General features: G+C 63.3%; 18 protein-coding genes. 10 read left to right on the top strand and 8 right to left on the bottom strand.

Features of this window, described 5'->3' with window-relative positions; translation table 11 throughout:
- Positions 1-5 precede the first annotated feature (5 nt).
- The gene (dprA, locus tag ABE528_RS05525) at positions 6-1,103 is read right to left on the bottom strand and encodes a DNA-processing protein DprA (protein WP_152959276.1); all 1,098 of its coding nucleotides are present in this window, start codon (positions 1,101-1,103) and stop codon (positions 6-8) included.
- A 207-nt stretch (positions 1,104-1,310) separates the two neighbouring features.
- On the opposite strand from dprA, the gene def reads away from it, so the two are divergent.
- From def to ABE528_RS05500, 5 genes are all read left to right on the top strand, one after another.
- The gene (gene def, locus ABE528_RS05520; protein WP_016712797.1) at positions 1,311-1,817 is read left to right on the top strand and encodes a peptide deformylase; all 507 of its coding nucleotides are present in this window, start codon (positions 1,311-1,313) and stop codon (positions 1,815-1,817) included.
- 61 nt (positions 1,818-1,878) lie between these two features.
- The gene (gene fmt / locus ABE528_RS05515) at positions 1,879-2,811 is read left to right on the top strand and encodes a methionyl-tRNA formyltransferase (protein WP_152959275.1); all 933 of its coding nucleotides are present in this window, start codon (positions 1,879-1,881) and stop codon (positions 2,809-2,811) included.
- Positions 2,808-4,118, top strand: coding sequence for a 16S rRNA (cytosine(967)-C(5))-methyltransferase RsmB (gene rsmB / locus ABE528_RS05510; RefSeq protein WP_346652398.1), 1,311 nt, complete (start codon positions 2,808-2,810; stop codon positions 4,116-4,118). Before fmt ends, rsmB begins: the two co-directional genes overlap by 4 nt.
- A 23-nt stretch (positions 4,119-4,141) precedes the next feature.
- The gene (gene trkA / locus ABE528_RS05505; RefSeq protein ID WP_152959273.1) at positions 4,142-5,515 is read left to right on the top strand and encodes a Trk system potassium transporter TrkA; all 1,374 of its coding nucleotides are present in this window, start codon (positions 4,142-4,144) and stop codon (positions 5,513-5,515) included.
- Positions 5,516-5,526: 11 nt separating this feature from the next.
- The gene (locus ABE528_RS05500) at positions 5,527-5,835 is read left to right on the top strand and encodes a tetratricopeptide repeat protein (RefSeq protein ID WP_152959272.1); all 309 of its coding nucleotides are present in this window, start codon (positions 5,527-5,529) and stop codon (positions 5,833-5,835) included.
- A gap of 178 nt (positions 5,836-6,013) precedes the next feature.
- On the opposite strand, the gene ABE528_RS05495 is transcribed toward ABE528_RS05500, so the two are convergent.
- Both ABE528_RS05495 and ABE528_RS05490 read right to left on the bottom strand, forming a co-directional pair.
- Positions 6,014-6,901: a lysophospholipid acyltransferase gene (locus ABE528_RS05495; protein WP_346652397.1), complete on the bottom strand. Its 888-nt coding sequence runs from the start codon at positions 6,899-6,901 to the stop codon at positions 6,014-6,016.
- A 40-nt stretch (positions 6,902-6,941) separates the two neighbouring features.
- Complete coding sequence (locus ABE528_RS05490) at positions 6,942-7,493, bottom strand: DNA-3-methyladenine glycosylase I (RefSeq protein ID WP_085621437.1); 552 nt, start codon at positions 7,491-7,493, stop codon at positions 6,942-6,944.
- Between the two features lie 83 nt (positions 7,494-7,576).
- On the opposite strand from ABE528_RS05490, the gene glyQ reads away from it, so the two are divergent.
- From glyQ to ABE528_RS05470, 4 genes are all read left to right on the top strand, one after another.
- A complete protein-coding gene (glyQ, locus tag ABE528_RS05485; RefSeq protein ID WP_027592054.1) occupies positions 7,577-8,524 on the top strand; it encodes a glycine--tRNA ligase subunit alpha in 948 nt (315 codons plus the stop codon).
- Positions 8,521-10,572, top strand: a complete 2,052-nt coding sequence (gene glyS / locus ABE528_RS05480) for a glycine--tRNA ligase subunit beta (RefSeq protein WP_152959271.1) — start codon at positions 8,521-8,523, stop codon at positions 10,570-10,572. The genes glyQ and glyS overlap by 4 nt, the downstream gene beginning before the upstream one ends.
- 3 nt (positions 10,573-10,575) lie before the next feature.
- Positions 10,576-11,103 carry a D-glycero-beta-D-manno-heptose 1,7-bisphosphate 7-phosphatase gene (gene gmhB / locus ABE528_RS05475; RefSeq protein WP_152959270.1) on the top strand — a complete coding sequence of 176 codons (528 nt, stop codon included), beginning with the start codon at positions 10,576-10,578 and terminating at the stop codon, positions 11,101-11,103.
- 61 nt (positions 11,104-11,164) lie between these two features.
- Positions 11,165-11,935, top strand: a complete 771-nt coding sequence (locus tag ABE528_RS05470; RefSeq protein WP_152959269.1) for a lysophospholipid acyltransferase family protein — start codon at positions 11,165-11,167, stop codon at positions 11,933-11,935.
- A 176-nt stretch (positions 11,936-12,111) separates the two neighbouring features.
- Here ABE528_RS05470 and ABE528_RS05465 read toward each other — a convergent pair whose 3' ends face one another.
- Entirely contained in the window at positions 12,112-13,731 is a 1,620-nt protein-coding gene (locus ABE528_RS05465) for an MFS transporter (RefSeq protein ID WP_152959268.1), read from the bottom strand.
- A 97-nt stretch (positions 13,732-13,828) separates the two neighbouring features.
- Positions 13,829-15,475 (bottom strand): GMC family oxidoreductase N-terminal domain-containing protein, encoded by a 1,647-nt coding sequence (locus tag ABE528_RS05460; protein ID WP_346652396.1) that lies wholly within the window; start codon positions 15,473-15,475, stop codon positions 13,829-13,831.
- Positions 15,476-15,594: 119 nt separating this feature from the next.
- On the opposite strand from ABE528_RS05460, the gene ABE528_RS05455 reads away from it, so the two are divergent.
- Positions 15,595-16,482 carry a LysR family transcriptional regulator gene (locus ABE528_RS05455; protein ID WP_152959266.1) on the top strand — a complete coding sequence of 296 codons (888 nt, stop codon included), beginning with the start codon at positions 15,595-15,597 and terminating at the stop codon, positions 16,480-16,482.
- Here ABE528_RS05455 and ABE528_RS05450 read toward each other — a convergent pair.
- Genes ABE528_RS05450 through ABE528_RS05440 form a run of 3 tightly spaced genes read right to left on the bottom strand, consistent with a single transcriptional unit; the run spans position 16,471 to position 19,467 of the window.
- Entirely contained in the window at positions 16,471-17,289 is an 819-nt protein-coding gene (locus ABE528_RS05450) for a sulfite exporter TauE/SafE family protein (RefSeq protein WP_346652395.1), read from the bottom strand. The two genes, ABE528_RS05455 and ABE528_RS05450, sit on opposite strands and share 12 nt — an antisense overlap.
- Positions 17,286-18,560, bottom strand: a complete 1,275-nt coding sequence (locus tag ABE528_RS05445) for an FAD/NAD(P)-binding oxidoreductase (RefSeq protein WP_346652435.1) — start codon at positions 18,558-18,560, stop codon at positions 17,286-17,288. The genes ABE528_RS05450 and ABE528_RS05445 overlap by 4 nt, the downstream gene beginning before the upstream one ends.
- 22 nt (positions 18,561-18,582) lie before the next feature.
- Positions 18,583-19,467: an MBL fold metallo-hydrolase gene (locus ABE528_RS05440; RefSeq protein ID WP_152959264.1), complete on the bottom strand. Its 885-nt coding sequence runs from the start codon at positions 19,465-19,467 to the stop codon at positions 18,583-18,585.
- Between the last annotated feature and the right edge of the window lie 127 nt (positions 19,468-19,594).

The raw sequence follows: 19,594 nt of genomic DNA, 5'->3' as shown, positions 1-19,594 counted from the left end.
TGTACTTAGCCAGCGCGGGCAAACCAACGCCCGCCGACATTGCTGACCCGGCCTTCAAGCTCCAGTTCCGTCAGCTGCGCCAACACCTCGGCCAGCGGCTGGTCGCTGAAGTGGGCCAGGTTCTCGCTAGTCTGTGGCGCGGCATGCAGCAGGGCAAGCAGTGGATGCGGCGGGTTCTCTACCACAGCGGGCGGCAGGTTCTGCCAACCGCGCAGGCTTTCCAGTATCTGTTCCACGCTTTCCACCAGCAGTGCGCCATCACGAATCAGCTGATGGCAGCCCTTGGCCGCCGGGTGGTGGATCGAACCTGGAATCGCGTACACCTCGCGACCTTGCTCAGCCGCCAGGCGGGCGGTGATCAACGAGCCGCTGGCAAGGCTGGCCTCGACCACCAGCACACCGAGCGACAGGCCGCTGATGATGCGATTGCGCCGCGGGAAGTTGCCTGGCAACGGCCCGGCATCGAGCGGGTACTCGGACACCAGTGCACCGTCCATGTCGATCATCATCCGCGCAAGGTCGCGGTGGCGCTGTGGATAAAGTTTTTGCAAGCCTGTTCCCAGCACACCGATGGTACCCCCGCCGACCTCTAGCGCCGCCCGATGAGCGGCACCATCGATGCCCAAGGCCAGCCCGCTGGTGATGGTGAAACCGGCCTGCGCCAGATAACGGGAAAATGCCCTGGCCGTATCGAGTGCCGGAGGTGTGGCACGCCTGCTGCCCACAATGGCCAGCTGAGGTCGGTCGAGCAGTGCTGTATTGCCAGCCACGAAAAGCAGCGGTGGGGCATCGTCGATTTCCCTAAGCAGTGCCGGGTAGTCAGGGCCGTCCCACATCAGTAAATGCTGGCCCGGGCGCTCTAGCCAGGCCATTGCGGCCAGCGCGCCATCGCGCACTTCGGCGCTGCGCCGGGCATCGATGGTGGTCTGCCCGATGCCTAACGCGCGCCAGGCCGAGCCCGGCGCACTCAGCGCCGAAGATGCACTGCCAAAGGCCTCCAGCAAGGTGTGAAAGCGTCGCAATCCTGTCTCTGGCAGGCGATGCAGGCGTAACCGCGCCTCCAGTTCGGCAGGCGGACAAGGCGACGAATGGTAAGTCGGCATGGGGATCATCCTTGATCAAAACAGGGCCATCTACGTGGCACAACTTGTGGATAAGTTTGTGGGTAACACTTTGAAAAGCTGTCCATGATTTGGCGGCTATCAGGCCTATAGAGACCCTAGACGAGCTTTCACAGGTGCTGAAATCCCCGTTTCCCTTTATTATGTGTGCTCAGTTTTCAACCGACCGCACAGTGACTGCCTGACCTTATGGCCATCTTGAACATTCTCGAATTCCCCGACCCGCGCCTGCGCACCATTGCCAAACCGGTAACGGTGTTCGACGACGCCCTGCGTCAGCTGATCGATGACATGTTTGAAACCATGTACGAAGCCCCCGGCATCGGCCTGGCCGCCACTCAGGTCAACGTGCACCTGCAGGTCGTGGTCATGGACCTCAGCGAAGACCGCAGCGAGCCGCGCGTCTTCATCAACCCGACGGTCGAAGAGCTGACCCACGACATGGGCCAGTACCAGGAAGGTTGCCTGTCGGTACCGGGCTTCTACGAGAACGTCGACCGCCCGCTGCGTGTACGGGTCAAGGCCCAGGACCGCGACGGCAAGCCGTACGAACTGGAATGCGAAGGCCTGCTGGCGGTGTGCGTGCAGCACGAGTTCGATCACCTGAACGGCAAGCTGTTCGTCGACTACCTGTCGCAGCTCAAGCGCGACCGGATCAAGAAGAAGCTGGAAAAGCAGCACCGCCAGCAAGCCTGATCCCCACCTCCCAGAAGGCTTGCTCCGGCAAGCCTTTTTTCTTTTTGCAAGCGAGAACTCCATGCGCATCGTCTTTGCAGGCACTCCAGAGTTTGCCGCCGAACACCTCAAGGCCCTGCTCGACAGCCCGTACGAGATCGTGGCCGTCTACACCCAGCCCGACCGCCCCGCCGGCCGTGGCCAGAAGCTCATGCCGAGCCCGGTCAAGCAATTGGCCGTGGCCCATGACATCCCGGTATTCCAGCCGCCGACGCTGCGCAACGCCGAAGCCCAGGCCGAACTGGCGGCGCTGAAGCCGGACCTGATGGTGGTGGTCGCCTATGGCCTGATCCTGCCGCAAGTCGTCCTCGACATCCCGCGGCTGGGATGTATCAACAGCCACGCCTCCTTGCTGCCACGCTGGCGCGGAGCGGCGCCAATCCAGCGCGCCGTGGAAGCGGGCGATGCCGAGAGCGGCGTGACCGTGATGCGCATGGAAGCCGGCCTGGATACCGGGCCGATGCTGCTCAAGGTGGTCACCCCGATCAGCGCCGAAGACACCGGCGGCAGCCTGCACGACCGCCTCGCCGAAATGGGCCCCCCGGCTGTAGTCCAGGCCATCGCCGGCCTGGCAGACGGTTCGCTGCACGGTGAAGTCCAGGACGATGCCCTGGCCACCTATGCCCACAAGCTGAACAAGGACGAAGCGCGCATCGACTGGAGCCGCCCGGCCGTCGAGCTGGAACGCCTGATCCGCGCCTTCAACCCGTGGCCGGTGTGCCACAGCACCCTGGATGGCGAAAGCGTGAAGGTGCTCGCCGCCAACTTGTCCACAGGCAAAGGTGCCCCGGGCGAGATCCTCTGCGCCAGCAAGGACGGTCTCGTCGTCGCCTGCGGTGACCAGGCGCTGAGCCTGACCCGCCTGCAATTGCCCGGCGGCAAGGCGCTGAACTTCAGCGACCTGTTCAACAGCCGCCGCGAGAAATTCGCCGCCGGCAAGGTACTGGGCCAATGAACCCACGCCTCGCCGCCGCCCGTGCCCTTGCCGCTGTACTCAGTGGCAAGGCCTCGCTGAACAGCTCGCTGCCGGCGCAGCTGGACAAAGTCGAAGAACGCGACCGGGGCCTGACCCAGGACCTGGCGTTCGGCACCGCCCGCTGGCAGCCACGCCTCGATCTGCTGGCCGCACAACTGCTGCAGAAGCCGTTCAAGGCCGCCGACGCCGATGTGCAGGCGCTGCTGCTGGTCGGCCTGTACCAACTGTTCTACACCCGCATTCCAGCCCATGCCGCCATCGGCGAGACCGTCGGCTGCGCCGACAAGCTGAAGAAGCCTTGGGCCAAGGGCCTGCTCAATGCCGTGCTGCGCCGCGCCCAGCGTGAGGGCGAGGAACTGCTCGCCGGCATGGAGCGCGACCCGGTGGTGCGTACCGCCCACCCGCGCTGGTTGCAGAAGTCGCTGAAGGCCTTCTGGCCAGAGCAGTGGGAAGCCATTTGCGCCGCCAACAACGCCCACCCGCCGATGATCCTGCGGGTCAACCGTCGCCACCACAGCCGTGACGACTACCTGGCGCTGCTGGCGCAAGCCGGCATCGGCGCCAGCGCCTGCCAGTACAGCCGTGACGGCATCGTGCTGGCCGAAGCCTGCGATGTGCGCGGCCTGCCAGGCTTCGCCGAAGGCTGGGTCAGCGTGCAGGACGAGGCCGCGCAACTGTCCGCCGACCTGCTCGAACTGGCCCCCGGCCAGCGCGTGCTCGACGCCTGCTGCGCCCCTGGCGGCAAGACCTGCCACCTGCTTGAAGCCGAACCGGGCCTGGCCCACATGACGGCCATCGACCTCGAAGCCAAGCGCCTGACCCGCGTGCGCGAAAACCTCGACCGCCTGCAACTGGACGCCGAGCTGATCGCCTGCGATGCCCGCGACACTGCCAACTGGTGGGACGGCAAGCCGTTCCAGCGCATCCTGCTCGATGCACCGTGCTCGGCCACCGGCGTGATCCGCCGCCACCCGGACATCAAGCTGACCCGCCAGGCCGAGGACATTCCGGCCTTGGCCGCGCTGCAAGGCGAACTGCTCGATGCCCTGTGGCCGACCCTGGAAGTGGGCGGCATGCTGCTGTACGCCACCTGCTCCAGCCTGCCCACCGAGAACACCGAAGTGATCGACGCCTTCCTCGCCCGCACCCCGGGCGCCCGTGAGCTGGACCTGGCCACCGAGGCCGGCCTGCGCCAGCCCCACGGCCGCCAACTGCTGGCCCAGGAAGGCGGCCACGACGGGTTCTACTATGCCAAGCTGATCAAGATCGCCGCCTCGCGCGGGTAAGCACACAGGGTAGGGAGTAGCGGATGAAGATCATCATCCTCGGCGCAGGGCAGGTAGGCGGTACGCTGGCGGAACACCTGGCCAGCGAAGCCAACGACATCACCGTGGTCGACACCGATGGCGACCGCCTGCGCGACCTCGGCGACCGCCTGGACATCCGCACCGTGCAGGGCCGCGGCTCGCTGCCGACGGTGCTGCGCCAGGCCGGTGCCGACGACGCCGACATGCTGGTGGCGGTCACCAACAGCGACGAAACCAACATGGTCGCCTGCCAGGTGGCCTACACGCTGTTCCACACTCCGACCAAGATCGCCCGGGTGCGCGAGTCGGCCTACCTGACCCGCGAAGAGTTGTTCGACAACGACCATATCCCGGTAGACGTGCTGATCAGCCCCGAGCAGGTAGTGACCAACTACATCAAGCGCCTGATCGAACACCCAGGCTCGCTGCAGGTCATCGACTTCGCCGAGGGCAAAGCCCAGCTGGTGGCGGTGAAGGCCTATTACGGCGGCCCGCTGGTGGGCCAGCAGTTGCGCCAGATCCGCGCGCACATGCCTAACGTCGATACCCGCGTGGCGGCCATCTTCCGCCGCGACCGGCCGATCACCCCGCGTGGCGACACCGTGATCGAAGCTGACGACGAAGTGTTCTTCATCGCCGCCAAGAAGGACATCCGCGCCGTGATGGGCGAGCTGCGCCGTATCGACGAGACCAACAAGCGCATTGTCATCGCCGGGGGCGGGCAGATCGGCGAGCGTCTGGCCGAAGCCATCGAAAGCCGCTACCAGGTGAAGATCATCGAGATGAGCGCGGCCCGCTGCCGGCACCTCTCCGATACCCTTGAAAGCACAGTGGTGCTGCAGGGCAGTGCCTCGGACAAGGACCTGATGCTCGAAGAGAACATCGCCGACGCCGACATCTTCCTGGCCCTGACCAACGACGACGAGGCCAACATCATGTCGTCGCTGCTGGCCAAGCGCCTTGGCGCGGGCAAGGTCATGACCATCATCAACAACCCGGCCTATGTCGACCTGGTGCAGGGCGGCGAAATCGACATCGCCATCAGCCCGCAGCTGGCCACCATCGGCACTTTGCTGGCGCACGTGCGCCGTGGCGATATCGTCAGCGTGCACTCGCTGCGCCGCGGCGCGGCCGAGGCCATCGAGGCGGTGGCGCACGGTGATTCGAAGTCGAGCAAGGTGGTCGGCAAGGCCGTCGAGCACATTGCGCTGCCACCGGGTACCACCATCGGCGCCATCATCCGCGATGAGGAAGTGCTGATCGCCCACGACGACACGGTGATCGAGTCGGGTGACCATGTAATCCTGTTCGTTGTGGATAAAAAGCACATTCGGGATGTGGAGAAGCTGTTCCACGTCGGCTTGAGTTTCTTCTAGGAGAAGAGGGCATGCGCGAATCGCTGGAGAAGATGCTGGCCAAGGGTGTGGATAACCCGCTGCTCAGGTTTGGCCTGGGCAAGGCCTGGCTGGATGAGGGCAATGGCGCTGAGGCGGCGATACACCTGGCACGGTGCGTGGAGCAGGATCCCAAGTATTCGGCGGCTTGGAAGCTGCTGGGGAAGGCTTATCAGCTGGTCGGTGACCTGGCCGCGGCGCGCAAGGCTTGGGAAGATGGGATCGTTGCGGCGCAGGCCCATGGGGACAAGCAGGCCGAGAAAGAGATGGCTGTTTTCCTGAAGAAACTGAACAAGGCTTGAGATCGCCGGGGCTGCTTTGCAGCCCATCGCAGGCAAGCCAGCTCCCACAGGGACCGAGCAGGCTCTTGGATTCTGGGCAAACCCTGGCTTCCTGAGGTTAAAGCATAACCTCAGGTCGATGCGGTCGGTGTGGGAGCTGGCTTGCCGGCGAAAGGGGCGCAAAGCGCCCCCAACAATCTCAGTACCAGCGCGGCTCGCCAGGCGGGCGCTTCTTGAAGCGCTTCATGCTCCACATGTATTGGCTCGGGTACTCGCGCACATAGCGCTCGACCACCTTGCTCATGGCCGCCGCCGACACGTTCACGTCGGTGCTGTACATCTCTTCAGGGGCAGCTTCCAGGAACACCTTGAAGCCCGATCCGTCCGGCAGCCGCAGCGCATGCAGGAACACCCCCACCGCCTTGCCACCGGCCAGCATGTTCGGCACAAACTTGCTGGTCAGCGCCTGGGTGCCCAGGAACGGCACGAACACCCCCGCCGATTCCGCCGGTTCCGGGTCGGCAGGAATACCCACCTGCCCACCGCGGCGCACTTCCTTGATCACGCTGAGGATGCCTTCCTTGGTCGAAGGCGCCACACGGTTACCCATCTGCACGCGCTGCTCGCGCAGCAGGTCATCCACTGCCTTGAGCTTCGGCGGGCGGTAGAAGATGATCGGTTTGCACTGGTTGCAGTAGAAGTGGTTGAGCACTTCCCAGTTGCCCAGGTGGCTGGTGATGCCGACCACGCCCTTGCCAGAGGCCAAGGCCTGCTCCAGCACTTCCAGGCCGTGCACTTCCTTGACCAGCTCCAGCGAACGCTGCGGCGGCCAGATCCAGGCACAGGCACTTTCGACGAAGGACTTACCGATGTCCTTCAGTGCACGACCGACCAACTGCTCGCGCTCCACCGGATCCATCTCCGGGAAACACTTGGCCAGGTTGATGCGCACGACATTGCGCGAGCCGTTGGGGACTTTCCACATCAGCCAGCCGATACCGGCGCCGACGCGCTGCACAGCGCCCCAGGGCAGCTTGGCAAACAGACGCAGCACCCCGACCATCAGGGCGCCCTTGAACTTTTCCACAGGCAATTCCTTATTTCAGCAAGGCGCGCATTGTAACCCCTCAGCGCAGCAAGGCGGCGTAGCGATCGCAATCGGTGGTGTGGTCCATGACCATGCCGGTGGCCTGCATGAAGGCATAGCAGATGGTCGGGCCGACGAAGGTGAAGCCGGCCTTCTGCAGGGCCTTGCTCATGACCTTGGCTTCTTCGGTAACCGCTGGCACGTCGCCGCGGCCCTGGAAGTGGTTGATCTTCGGCTCACCGCCAACGAACGACCACAACCACTCGGCAGGGTTATCCACAGCCAGCCAGGCCTGCGCGTTACGCCGGGCAGCCTTGAGCTTGAGGCGGTTGCGGATGATGCCGGCGTCCAGCATCAACTCCTCGATGCGTTCGTCGCTCATGGCCGCCAGTTTCACCGGGTCGAAGCCGTGCATCACCTCGCGATAACGCTCGCGTTTGCGCAAAACGGTGATCCATGAAAGCCCCGCCTGGAACCCTTCGAGCAAAAGCATCTCGAACAGCAACGCCGGGTCACGCTGGGGCGTTCCCCATTCCTGGTCATGGTAGGCCTGGTACAACGGATCGTCGGTACACCAAAAGCAGCGTGGCATAAGGCTCCAATGAGTAGAGGGCGAGGCGAATCAGGTTATACTCCCGCTCTTTACATCCGCATCCCCAGATACAGGTGAATTTCGTGAGCCAGCCTACGCCAGCCGTGCGTACCTTCCAAGACCTGATCCTCGCCCTGCAAAACTACTGGGCAGCTCAAGGTTGTGTGGTGCTTCAGCCCTACGATATGGAAGTAGGCGCCGGCACTTTCCACACCGCTACATTCCTGCGCGCCGTGGGTCCAGAAACCTGGAACGCCGCCTACGTGCAGCCTAGCCGTCGCCCTGCCGACGGGCGGTATGGCGAAAACCCCAACCGCCTGCAGCATTACTACCAGTTCCAGGTGGTCCTGAAGCCGAACCCGGCCAACTTCCAGGAGCTGTACCTCGGCTCGCTGAAAGCCATTGGCCTGGACCCACTGGTCCACGACATCCGCTTCGTCGAAGACAACTGGGAATCGCCGACCCTGGGTGCCTGGGGCCTGGGTTGGGAAATCTGGCTGAACGGCATGGAAGTCACCCAGTTCACCTACTTCCAGCAGGTAGGTGGCATCGAGTGCTACCCGGTCACCGGTGAAATCACCTACGGCCTCGAGCGCCTGGCCATGTACATCCAGGGCGTCGACTCGGTCTACGACCTGGTATGGGCCGACGGCCCGTTCGGCAAGGTCACCTACGGCGACGTGTTCCACCAGAACGAGGTGGAGCAGTCGACCTACAACTTCGAACACGCCAACGTCGAGAAGCTGTTCGAACTGTTCGACTTCTATGAAAGCGAAGCCAACCGCCTGATCAAGCTGGAGCTGCCGCTGCCGACCTATGAAATGGTCCTGAAGGCCTCGCACACCTTCAACCTGCTGGACGCCCGCCGCGCCATCTCGGTAACCGAGCGCCAGCGTTACATCCTGCGCGTACGTACCCTGGCCCGGGACGTGGCGCAAAGCTATCTGCAAGCCCGCGCACGCCTGGGCTTCCCGATGGCCACCCCTGAACTGCGTGACGAAGTGTTGGCGAAGCTGGAGGCTGCACAATGAGTGCTCAAGATTTCCTGGTAGAACTGGGCACCGAAGAGCTGCCACCGAAAGCCCTGGCCAGCCTTGGCGACGCCTTCCTGGCCGGCATCGAGAAGGGCCTGCAGGCCGCTGGCCTGAACTATACCGGCAAGCAGGTGTACGCCGCGCCGCGCCGCCTGGCCGTGCTGATCCGCCAACTGGACGTGCAGCAGCCAGACCGCAGCATCAACATCGACGGCCCGCCCATGCAGGCGGCCTTCAAAGACGGCGAGCCGACCCAGGCTGCCCTGGGCTTTGCCAAGAAGTGCGGCGTAGAGCTGTCCGAAATCGACCAGAGCGGCGCCAAGCTGCGCTTCTCCCAGCACATCCCGGGCAAGGCCACCGCCAGCCTGCTGCCGACCATCGTCGAGGATTCGCTCAACGACCTGCCGATCCCCAAGCGCATGCGTTGGGCGGCCAGCCGTGAAGAGTTCGTGCGCCCGACCCAGTGGCTGGTGATGCTGCTCGGCGACCAGGTGGTCGATTGCACCATCCTGTCGCAGAAGGCCGGCCGTGAATCCCGTGGCCACCGCTTCCACCACCCGGAGAACGTGGTCATCACCACTCCGGCCAACTACGTCGAAGACCTGCGCAAGGCCCACGTGCTGGCCGACTTCGCCGAACGCCGCGAGCTGATCAGCAAGCGTACCGCGGAGCTGGCCATGCAGCAGGAAGGCAGCGCCATCGTGCCGCCGGCGCTGCTGGACGAAGTGACTGCCCTGGTCGAGTGGCCGGTGCCGCTGGTGTGCTCGTTCGAGGAGCGTTTCCTCGAAGTGCCGCAAGAAGCCCTGATCACCACCATGCAGGACAACCAGAAGTACTTCTGCCTGCTGGACAGCGAAGGCAAGCTGCTGCCGCGCTTCATCACCGTGGCCAACGTCGAGAGCCGTGACCCCAAGCAGATCGTGCAGGGTAACGAGAAGGTCGTGCGCCCACGCCTGACCGACGCCGAGTTCTTCTTCAAGCAGGACAAGAAGCAGCCGCTGGAAACCTTCAACGAGCGCCTCAAGAACGTGGTGTTCCAGGCGCAGCTGGGCACCGTCTACGACAAGGCCGAGCGCGTTTCCAAGCTGGCAGCCTTCATCGCCCCGCTGATCGGCGGCGACGCCCAGCGCGCTGGCCGTGCCGGCCTGCTGTCGAAGTGCGACCTGGCCACCGAGATGGTCGGCGAATTCCCTGAAATGCAGGGTGTTGCCGGCTACTACTACGCGCTCAACGACGGTGAGCCGGAAGACGTCGCCCTGGCCCTGAACGAGCAGTACATGCCGCGCGGTGCTGGCGCCGAGCTGCCGCAGACCCTCACCGGTGCTGCCGTGGCCATCGCCGACAAGCTCGACACTTTGGTCGGCATCTTCGGCATCGGCATGCTGCCCACCGGCAGCAAGGACCCGTACGCACTGCGTCGTGCTGCCCTGGGCGTACTGCGCATCCTGATCGAGAAGCAGCTGGACCTGGACCTGAGCGCTGCGGTCGAGTTCGCAGTCAAGCAGTTCGGTGCCAAGGTCAAGGCCGCTGGCCTGGCCGAGCAGGTGCTGGAGTTCATCTTCGATCGCCTGCGTGCACGTTACGAAGACGAAGGCATCGACGTGGCTACCTACCTGTCGGTACGTGCCCTGAAGCCGGCTTCGGCCCTGGACTTCGACCAGCGCGTGCAGGCTGTGCAGGCCTTCCGCAAGCTGCCGGAAGCCGAAGCCCTGGCCGCGGTGAACAAGCGCGTGTCGAACCTGCTGGGCAAGGCCGAAGGCGCCATCGCCGACCAGGTCGAGCCGAAGTACTTCGACAACGCCAACGAGTTCTCCCTGTACTCGGCCATCCAGCAGGCCGACCAGGCCGTGCAACCGATGGCAGCTGCGCGCCAGTACAGCGAATCGCTGGCCCGCCTGGCGGCCCTGCGTGACCCGGTCGACGCCTTCTTCGAGGCGGTGATGGTCAACGCTGAAGACGCCAAGGTGCGTGCCAACCGTTATGCCCTGCTCAGCCGCCTGCGCGGCCTGTTCCTGGGCGTGGCCGACATTTCGCTGCTGGGGTAAGCCTTGAAACTGCTGATTCTCGATCGTGACGGGGTAATCAACTACGACTCCGACGCCTACATCAAGACGCTGGAAGAGTGGATCCCGATCCCTGGCTCGGTCGAGGCCATCGCGCAGTTGAGCAAGGCGGGCTGGACGGTGGCCGTGGCCACCAACCAGTCTGGCATCGCCCGTGGCTACTACCCGCTGGCAACCCTCGAGGCCATGCATGCGCGTTTGCGCGCACTGGTGGCCGAGCAGGGCGGCGAAGTCGGCCATATCGTGTATTGCCCGCACGGGCCGGATGAAGGCTGCGATTGCCGCAAGCCCAAGCCTGGCATGCTGCGGGCGATCGCCGAGCATTACCAGGTGGGCCTGGAAGGCGTCTGGTTCGTCGGCGACAGCAAAGGTGACCTGGAGGCCGCCCTGGCCGTCGGTGCACAACCCGTGTTGGTGAAAACCGGCAAGGGCGAGCGGACCCTGGAAAAAGGTGTCGCGGAAACTACACTGATTTTCGACGATCTGGCTGCCATCGCCAGAGAACTAATTTAAACAGTGCGCCCTCTGGGCGCATTTTCCTAGGCGGGCACGCCCCGCAACGGTACTTGCCACTATGTCGATCCTGCAGGCGATCAGAATCTTTCTTTTTTACCTGCTGCTGGGCACCAGTTCGCTGCTGTGGTGCTCGCTGAGCTTCTTCGTCGCGCCGTTCTTGTCGTTCCCCAAGCGCTACAAGTTCATCAACGTGTACTGGTGCCGTTGCGCACTGTTCCTGGTGCGCACCATCCTCGGTATCAACTACAAGGTCACCGGTGCCGAAAACGTGCCGGCTGAGCCCTGCGTGATCTTGTCCAACCACCAGAGCACCTGGGAAACCTTCTTTCTTTCCCAGTACTTCTCGCCGCTGAGCCAGGTGCTCAAGCGCGAACTGCTGTATGTGCCGTTCTTTGGTTGGGCCATGGCCATGCTGCGGCCGATCGCGATCAACCGCGACAACCCCAAGGAAGCCCTGCGCCAGGTGGCCAGCAAGGGTGACGAGCTGCTCAAGCAGAAAACCTGGGTACTGATCTTTCCGGAAGGCACTCGCGTACCGTTTGGTACTGTGGGCAAATTCTCCCGAGGCGGTACCGCGCTGGCCGTGAATGCTGGCTTGCCAGTGCTGCCGATTGCCCACAACGCTGGCAAGTTCTGGCCCAAGACTGGCTGGGGCAAGCGTTCGGGCACCATCGAGGTGGTGATCGGCAAGCCGATGTACGCCGAGGGCACCGGGCCACGGGCCATCGCCGAGCTCAACGACCGTGCAGCAGCATGGAATGAAGCGACCCAGCGGGCCATGGGTTCGCTGCCGCCAGTGGATGAAAAACCCCAAGAGCAATTGGCCTGAGCATCTGTGGATAACTTGTGAACAGTTTTTGATAATGTGCCTGGAATCGTAGCTAAGTACATGAATTAGCTATTTATTTCTGTGTATGACATTTTTCTGAAAAACGTGCATAAGTTTTTTCGGGGCATAAGAAAACCGGCTTTTACAGCCGGTTTTTTTATGGCGTGGTGATGGCGTCAGACTTTGTCGATATCCACGTCCTTGGTTTCTTTCAGGCAGAAGATCCCGACCACCAGGCTGATGCCGGTCACCAGCACCGGGTACCACAGGCCGTAGAAGATATCGCCGGTATACACCACCAGCGCAAACGACACGGTGGGCAGGAAGCCGCCGAACCAGCCGTTGCCGATGTGGTAGGGCAGCGACATCGAGGTGTAGCGGATACGGGTCGGGAACAACTCGACCATCACCGCCGCCAGCGGCCCATAGGTCATGGTCGCGATCAGGATCATTGCCACGATCAGCACCACCACCATTACCTGGTTGACCTGCGCCGGGTCGGCCTTGGCCGGGTAGCCTGCCTGTTCGATTGCCGTGCGCATGGCCGCTTCATCGAAGCCGTTGATGGCCTTGTCACCAATGTTCACCACCACATCGCTGCCGGCTACGCTCACCGAGCTGTACGGCAGGCCCTGCTTGACCAGGAAGGTCTTGACCTTGTCGCACGGGCTGTCGAAACGTGCCTTGCCAACCGGGTCGAACTGGAAGGTGCAGCCTTGCGGATCCGCGGTGACCACGATAGGCGCCTGGCGACTGGCCGCGTCGATCTGCGGGTTGGCGTAGTGGCTCAGGGCCTTGAACAGCGGGAAGTACAGCACGGTGGCCAGCAGCAGGCCGAGCATCAGGATTGGCTTGCGCCCGATACGGTCGGACAGCCAACCGAAGAACACGAAGAACGGCGCGCCGATGACCACGCTGATGATCAGCAAGGTGTTGGCCTGAGCCGGGTCCATCTTGAGCATCTGGGTCATGAAGAACAGCACGTAGAACTGCGCCGTGTAGAAGGTTACGGCTTGCCCGGCGTTGATGCTGAATAGCGCGGTGAGCACGACCTTCAGGTTGGGCCAGGAGGTAAACGACTCGCGGATCGGTGATTTGCTGACCTTGCCTTGGGCCTTCATTTTCACGAAAGCCGGCGACTCGTGCATGCTCATGCGGATCCAGGTGGAAATCGCCAGCAGGATGATCGACAGCAGGAACGGCAGGCGCCAGCCCCAGGTTTCGAACTGATCACCACTGATGTAACGGCTGCCCAGTACCACCAGCAACGACAGCAGTAAACCCAGGGTCGCAGTGGACTGGATGAAACCGGTATGGAAGCCACGCTTGCCGGGTGGTGCGTGCTCGGCCACGTACGTGGCGGCACCGCCGTATTCACCGCCCAGCGCCAGCCCCTGAAGCATCCGCAGGATCACCAGGATGATCGGTGCCGCGATGCCAATGCTGGCATAGGTGGGCAGCAGGCCGACGGCGAACGTCGACAGGCCCATCAGCACGATGGTCACCAGGAACGTGTACTTGCGCCCGATCATGTCACCCAGGCGGCCGAACACCAGCGCGCCGAACGGCCGCACCAGGAAGCCGGCAGCAAAGGCCATGAGGGCAAAGATGAAGGCAGTGGTGTCGTTCACCCCAGCGAAGAACTGCTTGCTGATGACCGCGGCCAGCGCCCCATAGAGAAAAAAGTCATACCACTCGAACACCGTCCCGAGGGATGACGCGAAAATGATCTTACGTTCTTCACGACGGCTGGAGGTGCTCGCCGTCGCACCCTGCTCTTGGATGTAATCCGACATCGTTGCTGTCCTCGGCCCGCAGGCCACAGTGATTATTCTTGTTGTTCCACTGTCGGCAGCTTGTGACCGCGAGCTGCCGGTGTTGCACGCTCCCGGGTCAGGGGGTCGGTACTGCGTCTTCGTTCAGATAGGTCTGGGTTGCGGCTCCTTTGAGGATCAGTTGCGCCGCCTTCTCGGCGATCATCAGGGTGGGGGAACAGGTATTACCGGAGGTGATCTGCGGCATGATCGAGGCATCGGCCACACGCAAGCCAGGGATGCCGTGCACGCGCAGCTGGTTATCCACAACATCCAGGTCGCCGTTGCCCATGCGGCAGGTGCCGACCGGGTGGAAGATGGTGGTGCCGATCTTGCCGGCCGCGTCGAACAGTTCTTCGTCGGTTTGCAGGAACGGGCCTGGCAGATACTCCTGGGGATCGAAAGCGGCGAGGGCAGGGGCCTGGACTATACGCCGGGTCAAGCGGATGGCGTCGGCGGCGACGCGCAGGTCCTGGGGGTCGCTCAAGTAGTTGGGGTCGATCAGCGGCGTGCTGCACATGTCCGCGCTGCGGATATCGATGCGCCCACGGCTGGCCGGGCGCAGGTTGCACACCGAAGCGGTGAAGGCCGGGAACGGATGCAGCGGCTCGCCGAAACGCTCCAGTGACAGCGGCTGCACGTGATACTGCAGGTTGGCCGTGGCCTGCTCCGGGCTCGAACGTACAAAGGCGCCCAGTTGGCTCGGCGCCATGGCCAGCGGGCCACTGCGGTCGTAGAGATAGCGCAGGCCCATGCCCAGCTTGCCCCACAGGCTGTTGGCCATCTGGTTGAGGGTGCGGGTGTTGCGGATCTGGTAGATCAGCCGCAGTTGCAGGTGATCCTGCAGGTTGCCGCCAACGCCGGGCATGTCGTGGCGCACACCGATGCCCAGGCTTTCGAGCAGCTTGCGCGGGCCGATGCCGGAACGCTGGAGAATGCCAGGCGACCCCACCGCGCCCGCACAGAGGATGATCTCGCGACGCGCAGCAAACTCATGCCAGGCACCTTGCCACTGCGCCTTGACGGCACGGGCACGGGTGTTGTTCAACAGTACCTGGTCAACCTGCACGCCGGTCAGCACGGTGAGGTTGGGGCGGTCCTTGATCGGCCGCAAAAAAGCCTTGGAGGCATTCCAGCGCACACCGCTGCGCTGATTGACCTGAAAGTATCCACACCCCTGGTTGTCGCCGGTGTTGAAGTCGTCGACCTTGCCGATGCCATTCTGTGCAGCGGCGTCGCGGAAGGCATCGAGGATCGGCCAGCTGTAACGCTGGCGCTCGACCCGCCATTCACCCTCACTGCCGTGGTGCTCGCTGGCGCCGGCAAAGTGGTTTTCACTGGCCTTGAACAACGGCAGCACATCTTTCCAGGCCCAACCCTCGTTGCCTTGCTCGGCCCACTGGTCGTAATCGGCAGCTTGGCCACGCATGTAGATCATGCCATTGATCGATGAACAGCCCCCGAGCACCTTGCCCCGTGGATATCCCAGCACGCGACCGAGCAGGCCGGGCTGTGCTTCGGTCTTGAAGCACCAGTCGGTACGGGGGTTGCCGATGCAGTAAAGGTAACCGACGGGGATGTGAATCCAGGGATAGTTGTCGCGGCCACCGGCTTCGAGCAGCAGGACGCGGCAGGAAGGGTCGGCGGATAAACGGTTGGCCAGCAGGCAACCGGCGGGGCCAGCGCCTACGACCACGTAGTCGAAGACAGAATCGGCTGATGGCATGTGCAACCTCGCGCCTGATTATTATTCTTGTCCCGATCCATCTTAGTGAGTAATTTCGCTATGGAAACACGAGATTTCACGCAGCCGCTGTGCGTTTTAGCACAGCCACAAGGATCAGCATGTTCGACTGGAACGATCTGCGGTTTTTCCTCGAGTTGCAACGCAGTGGCCGCCTGCTCAGCGCGGCCAAGCGCCTAAATACCACCCACAGCACGGTCGCCCGGCACATCGAAAGCATCGAGAAGAGCCTGGGTACGCCACTGTTCGTGCAGCACGCCCAGGGCTATGAGCTGACCCCGTCAGGTCAGGCTCTGCTCAAGCACGCCGAAGCCATGGAGAATGTTGCCCTGCTGGCGCAGGAAGAAATCACCCAGGCCATCACCCCGCTGGGCAAGATTCGCCTGGGCGTCACCGAAGGCATCGGCATCATGTTCTTCACCCCGCGCATGAGCGATCTGTTCGCCCGCTATCCGGGGCTGGAGGTGGAGTTGGTGGCGGTGCCGCGCTTCGTCAGCATCCTCAACCGCGAGGCCGAGATCAGCATTCACCTGGAGCGGCCCAACGCCGACCTGCTGATCACCCGCAAGCTCACCGACTACCGCCTGGCGCTGTACGCCAGCCAGGGCTACCTGGACCGGGCGCCGCCGCTGCGCAACCGCGAAGACCTGGCCCGACACAGCTGGATCGGCTACGTCGATGACCTGCTGTTCAGCCAGGAACTGCTGTTTCTCAACAGCTTCTGCCGCGCACCGAACGTGGCCTTCCGCAGCACCAGTGTGATCGCTCAGCAAACCGCCGCACGTGCAGGGCTAGGCATCGCCGTGCTGCCTAACTACATGGCTCGCCACGACCCGACGCTGGTACGCGTGCTGCCCAGCGAGACCATCCAGCGCAGCTACTGGATCTGTACCCGCCGCGAATTGCACAAGTCGGTGCGCCTGCGGGTCGTGTGGGACTACCTGCTGGCGCTGTGCGCGGCGGAACAGGATGAGCTGCTAGCCGAGTAGCGCCTTGCCAGCCAGCAGCAGGGCCGCCAGCCAACCGGCCACGGCAAACAGCTGCTGCAGGCGTGGGCCGGCGATCCGGGTGGCAAGCGGCCTGGCCAGCAGCAGGCCGATCACCGCACCGATGGCAAACGGTGCGCCGATCCGCCAGTGCATCACACCGGCCAGGCTGGCGCTGACCACGCTACCCGTGGAAACCAGCGCGATCACGGCCAGGGAGGTCGAGACGATGCTCTTCATGCGCAGGTTGGTGTAACGGTTCAAGGCCGGGATGATCACAAAACCGCCGCCGACGCCCAGCAGGCCGGAGAGCAAGCCAGATAGGGCCCCGGTAAACGCCAGGGCGCGTGCGCAGGGTAACGTCCAGCGCAAGCGCCCCTGCAACGGGTTGAGCACGCACGGCTCGATGTAGCGATGGGCTTCGCTGCCTTCACCACGCAGTTCTTTTGCCGCCTTGCGCCAGATGCGCAGGCAGGCATAGATCAGCACGGCCGCGAACACCAGCGCCAAGGGTGTATTGGGCAAGCGGTGCGCCAGCATCAGGCCGAACGGGGCCGCCGCGATGCCGATCACGGCGATGAAGAGGGCGGCGCGATAACGCACCAGCCCTTCGCGCAAGCCGAGTACCGCACCCACCGCCGCAGCAAGCCCCACGGCAAGCAGCCCGATAGGTGCTGCTTCGACCATCGACAGGCCAAGCCCGAACACCAACAGCGGTACCGCCAGGATGCCACCACCGGCGCCGGTCAGCGCCAGCACCGCACCGATGATCGCCCCAAGGCCCGCGCCCAGCAGTTGATGTTCGATCACTGTGCGGCCTCGGCGTCCAGCGGCTGCGGGCGCGCCATCCACTCTCGGCCTTTGAGCATCCCCTGCCAATACAACGGCGGCAGCACCCGTGCCTTGAGCAGCCAAGCCAGGCGTGTCGGCTGGCGACCATCGAGCAGCCAGCGTGGGAAGCTCGGAGCAACCTTGCCGCCATAGGTGAACTCGGCCAGGACGATCTTGCCGCGCTCGACAGTCAGCGGGCAGGAGCCATAGCCGTCGTATTGGGCCAGGGTAGGGAGGCGGCCCAGCGCTACCAGCACATTGTTGGCTACCACTGGCGCCTGCTTGCGCGCAGCAGCGGCAGTCTTGGCATTGCTGGTGTTGGCCACATCGCCCAGTGCGTGGATGTTGCCGAACTGACGGTGGCGCAAGGTATGCGGATCGACATCGACCCAACCGGCTGTATCGGCCAAGGGGCTCTGGCGGATGAAGTCCGGGGCAACTTGCGGCGGCACCACATGCAACATGTCGAAGGCTTCGGTACGGGTTTCACTGCTGCCGTCGGCTAGCGTGCGCACGAAGGTGGCACGCTGGTTGGGCCCATCGACGGCTACCAGGCGATGGCTGTAGTTGAGGTCCACACCGTACTTGTCGATGTAGGCCATCAAGGCTGGTACATAGTCGGGAACGCCGAACAGCACCGCACCGGCATTGAAGAAACTGGCTTTCACGTCGCCCAGCCGACCACTGCGCAGCCAATGGTCACAGGACAGGTACAGGGCCTTTTGCGGCGCGCCAGCGCACTTGATCGGCATCGGCGGCTGGGTGAACAGGGCACGCCCTTGCTTGAGCTTTTGCACCAGCTCCCAGGTATAAGGTGCCAGGTCGTAGCGGTAGTTGGAGGTGACACCGTTGCGACCAAGGGTTTCGCCTAGCCCCTCGATCGCGTCCCAGTCGAGCTTGAGGCCGGGGCAGACCACCAACTGTTCATAACTGATGGCGCGGCCACCCTCCAGGGTGACCAGTTGGGCAGACGGGTCGAAGCCTTGGACACGCGCCTTGATCCAGCGCACACCGCGCGGGATGGCCGAGGCCATGGTGCGGGCGGTGCTCGGCGCTTTGAACACGCCGGCACCAACCATGGTCCAGCCCGGCTGGTAGTAGTGCACTTCGGCAGGGTCGATCAGGGCAATGTCCAGTGACGGGTCACGGGCAATCAGGCTGGAAGCAGCGGCGATACCGGCGGCACCGGCACCGACGATGACCACCTTGTGGTGGTCGACATTGGCAGGCATGGCAGTCAATCCTGGAATTTCTGGTAATGGGGCAGGGCAGTCAAAGCTTGTTCAACGGGATCTTCAGGTAGCTCACGCCGTTTTCTTCAGGCTCCGGGAACTGGCCGCTGCGCATGTTCACCTGCACCGATGGCAAGATCAGCACGGGCATGTCGAGGGTCTTGTCGCGGGCTTCGCGCATGGCCACGAAGCTGTCCTCGTCGATGCCTTGGTGGATGTGGATATTGCTGGCGCGCTGCTCGGCCACAGTGGTGACGTAGCGCATCTCGCGCCCGCCCGGCAGGTAGTCGTGGCACATGAACAGCTGGGTCTGGTCGGGGAAAGCCAGCAAGCGGCGGATCGAGCGGTACAGGGTGCGCGCATCGGCGCCGGGGAAATCACAGCGGGCAGTGCCATAGTCGGGCATGAACAGGGTGTCGCCGACGAACACCGCGGTCTCGCCTGCGTCCACGACCATGTAGCTGATGCATGCCGGGGTGTGCCCGGGGGTATGCAGCGCACGGGCATGCAGGTTGCCGATGCGGAAACCTTCCTCATCTTCGAAAAGCACATCGAACTGGCTGCCGTCACGGGCGAAGCCAGGTTCGGCGTTGAACAGTGTGCCGAAGACTTTCTGTACCTGGGTAATGTGCGCACCGATCGCAGTATGGCCACCGAGTTTGCTCTTGAGATAAGCCGCCGCCGAGAGGTGGTCCGCATGGACATGGGTTTCCAGTACCCATTGCACGGTGGCCTTGAGCTCGGTCACACGTGCGATCAGGCGATCCGCTGAAGCAGTGCAGGTGCGACCGGACTTGGGGTCGTAGTCCAGCACGCTGTCGATCAGAGCGCACTGAAGGGTTTCACGGTCCATGACCAGATAGCTGATGGTCGAGGTCGCCTCGTCGTAGAAGGCGTCCACGTGAAGGTTATTACCGATGATCATCACGTTCTCCAAATAATCTGCCTCGCCTTGTACAGGCGTAGGCAGTGGGTGGAGATTTATCAAGATACGTGCCAGGCATTCTCCTACTTATCGAGCAATAAAATGGGGAGATGAAAACAGTTAATAC

The organism is Pseudomonas sp. TWI628, from assembly GCF_039673865.1.
Classification (GTDB): domain Bacteria; phylum Pseudomonadota; class Gammaproteobacteria; order Pseudomonadales; family Pseudomonadaceae; genus Aquipseudomonas.
The sequence above is the reverse complement of the archived record's forward strand: the minus strand, read 5'-3'. Positions and strand labels throughout refer to the sequence as shown.

Excerpts from the sequence above, each read along its gene's own strand:
- ABE528_RS05490 (WP_085621437.1), bottom strand. The coding sequence starts at position 7,493 with ATGCCACGCTGCTTTTGGTGTACCGACGATCCGTTGTACCAGGCCTAC.
- ABE528_RS05455 (WP_152959266.1), top strand. The coding sequence starts at position 15,595 with ATGTTCGACTGGAACGATCTGCGGTTTTTCCTCGAGTTGCAACGCAGT.
- ABE528_RS05500 (WP_152959272.1), top strand. The coding sequence starts at position 5,527 with ATGCGCGAATCGCTGGAGAAGATGCTGGCCAAGGGTGTGGATAACCCG.
- ABE528_RS05465 (WP_152959268.1), bottom strand. The coding sequence starts at position 13,731 with ATGTCGGATTACATCCAAGAGCAGGGTGCGACGGCGAGCACCTCCAGC.
- ABE528_RS05470 (WP_152959269.1), top strand. The coding sequence starts at position 11,165 with ATGTCGATCCTGCAGGCGATCAGAATCTTTCTTTTTTACCTGCTGCTG.
- dprA (WP_152959276.1), bottom strand. The coding sequence starts at position 1,103 with ATGCCGACTTACCATTCGTCGCCTTGTCCGCCTGCCGAACTGGAGGCG.
- ABE528_RS05440 (WP_152959264.1), bottom strand. The coding sequence starts at position 19,467 with ATGATCATCGGTAATAACCTTCACGTGGACGCCTTCTACGACGAGGCG.
- rsmB (WP_346652398.1), top strand. The coding sequence starts at position 2,808 with ATGAACCCACGCCTCGCCGCCGCCCGTGCCCTTGCCGCTGTACTCAGT.
- fmt (WP_152959275.1), top strand. The coding sequence starts at position 1,879 with ATGCGCATCGTCTTTGCAGGCACTCCAGAGTTTGCCGCCGAACACCTC.
- ABE528_RS05460 (WP_346652396.1), bottom strand. The coding sequence starts at position 15,475 with ATGCCATCAGCCGATTCTGTCTTCGACTACGTGGTCGTAGGCGCTGGC.
- trkA (WP_152959273.1), top strand. The coding sequence starts at position 4,142 with ATGAAGATCATCATCCTCGGCGCAGGGCAGGTAGGCGGTACGCTGGCG.
- def (WP_016712797.1), top strand. The coding sequence starts at position 1,311 with ATGGCCATCTTGAACATTCTCGAATTCCCCGACCCGCGCCTGCGCACC.
- glyS (WP_152959271.1), top strand. The coding sequence starts at position 8,521 with ATGAGTGCTCAAGATTTCCTGGTAGAACTGGGCACCGAAGAGCTGCCA.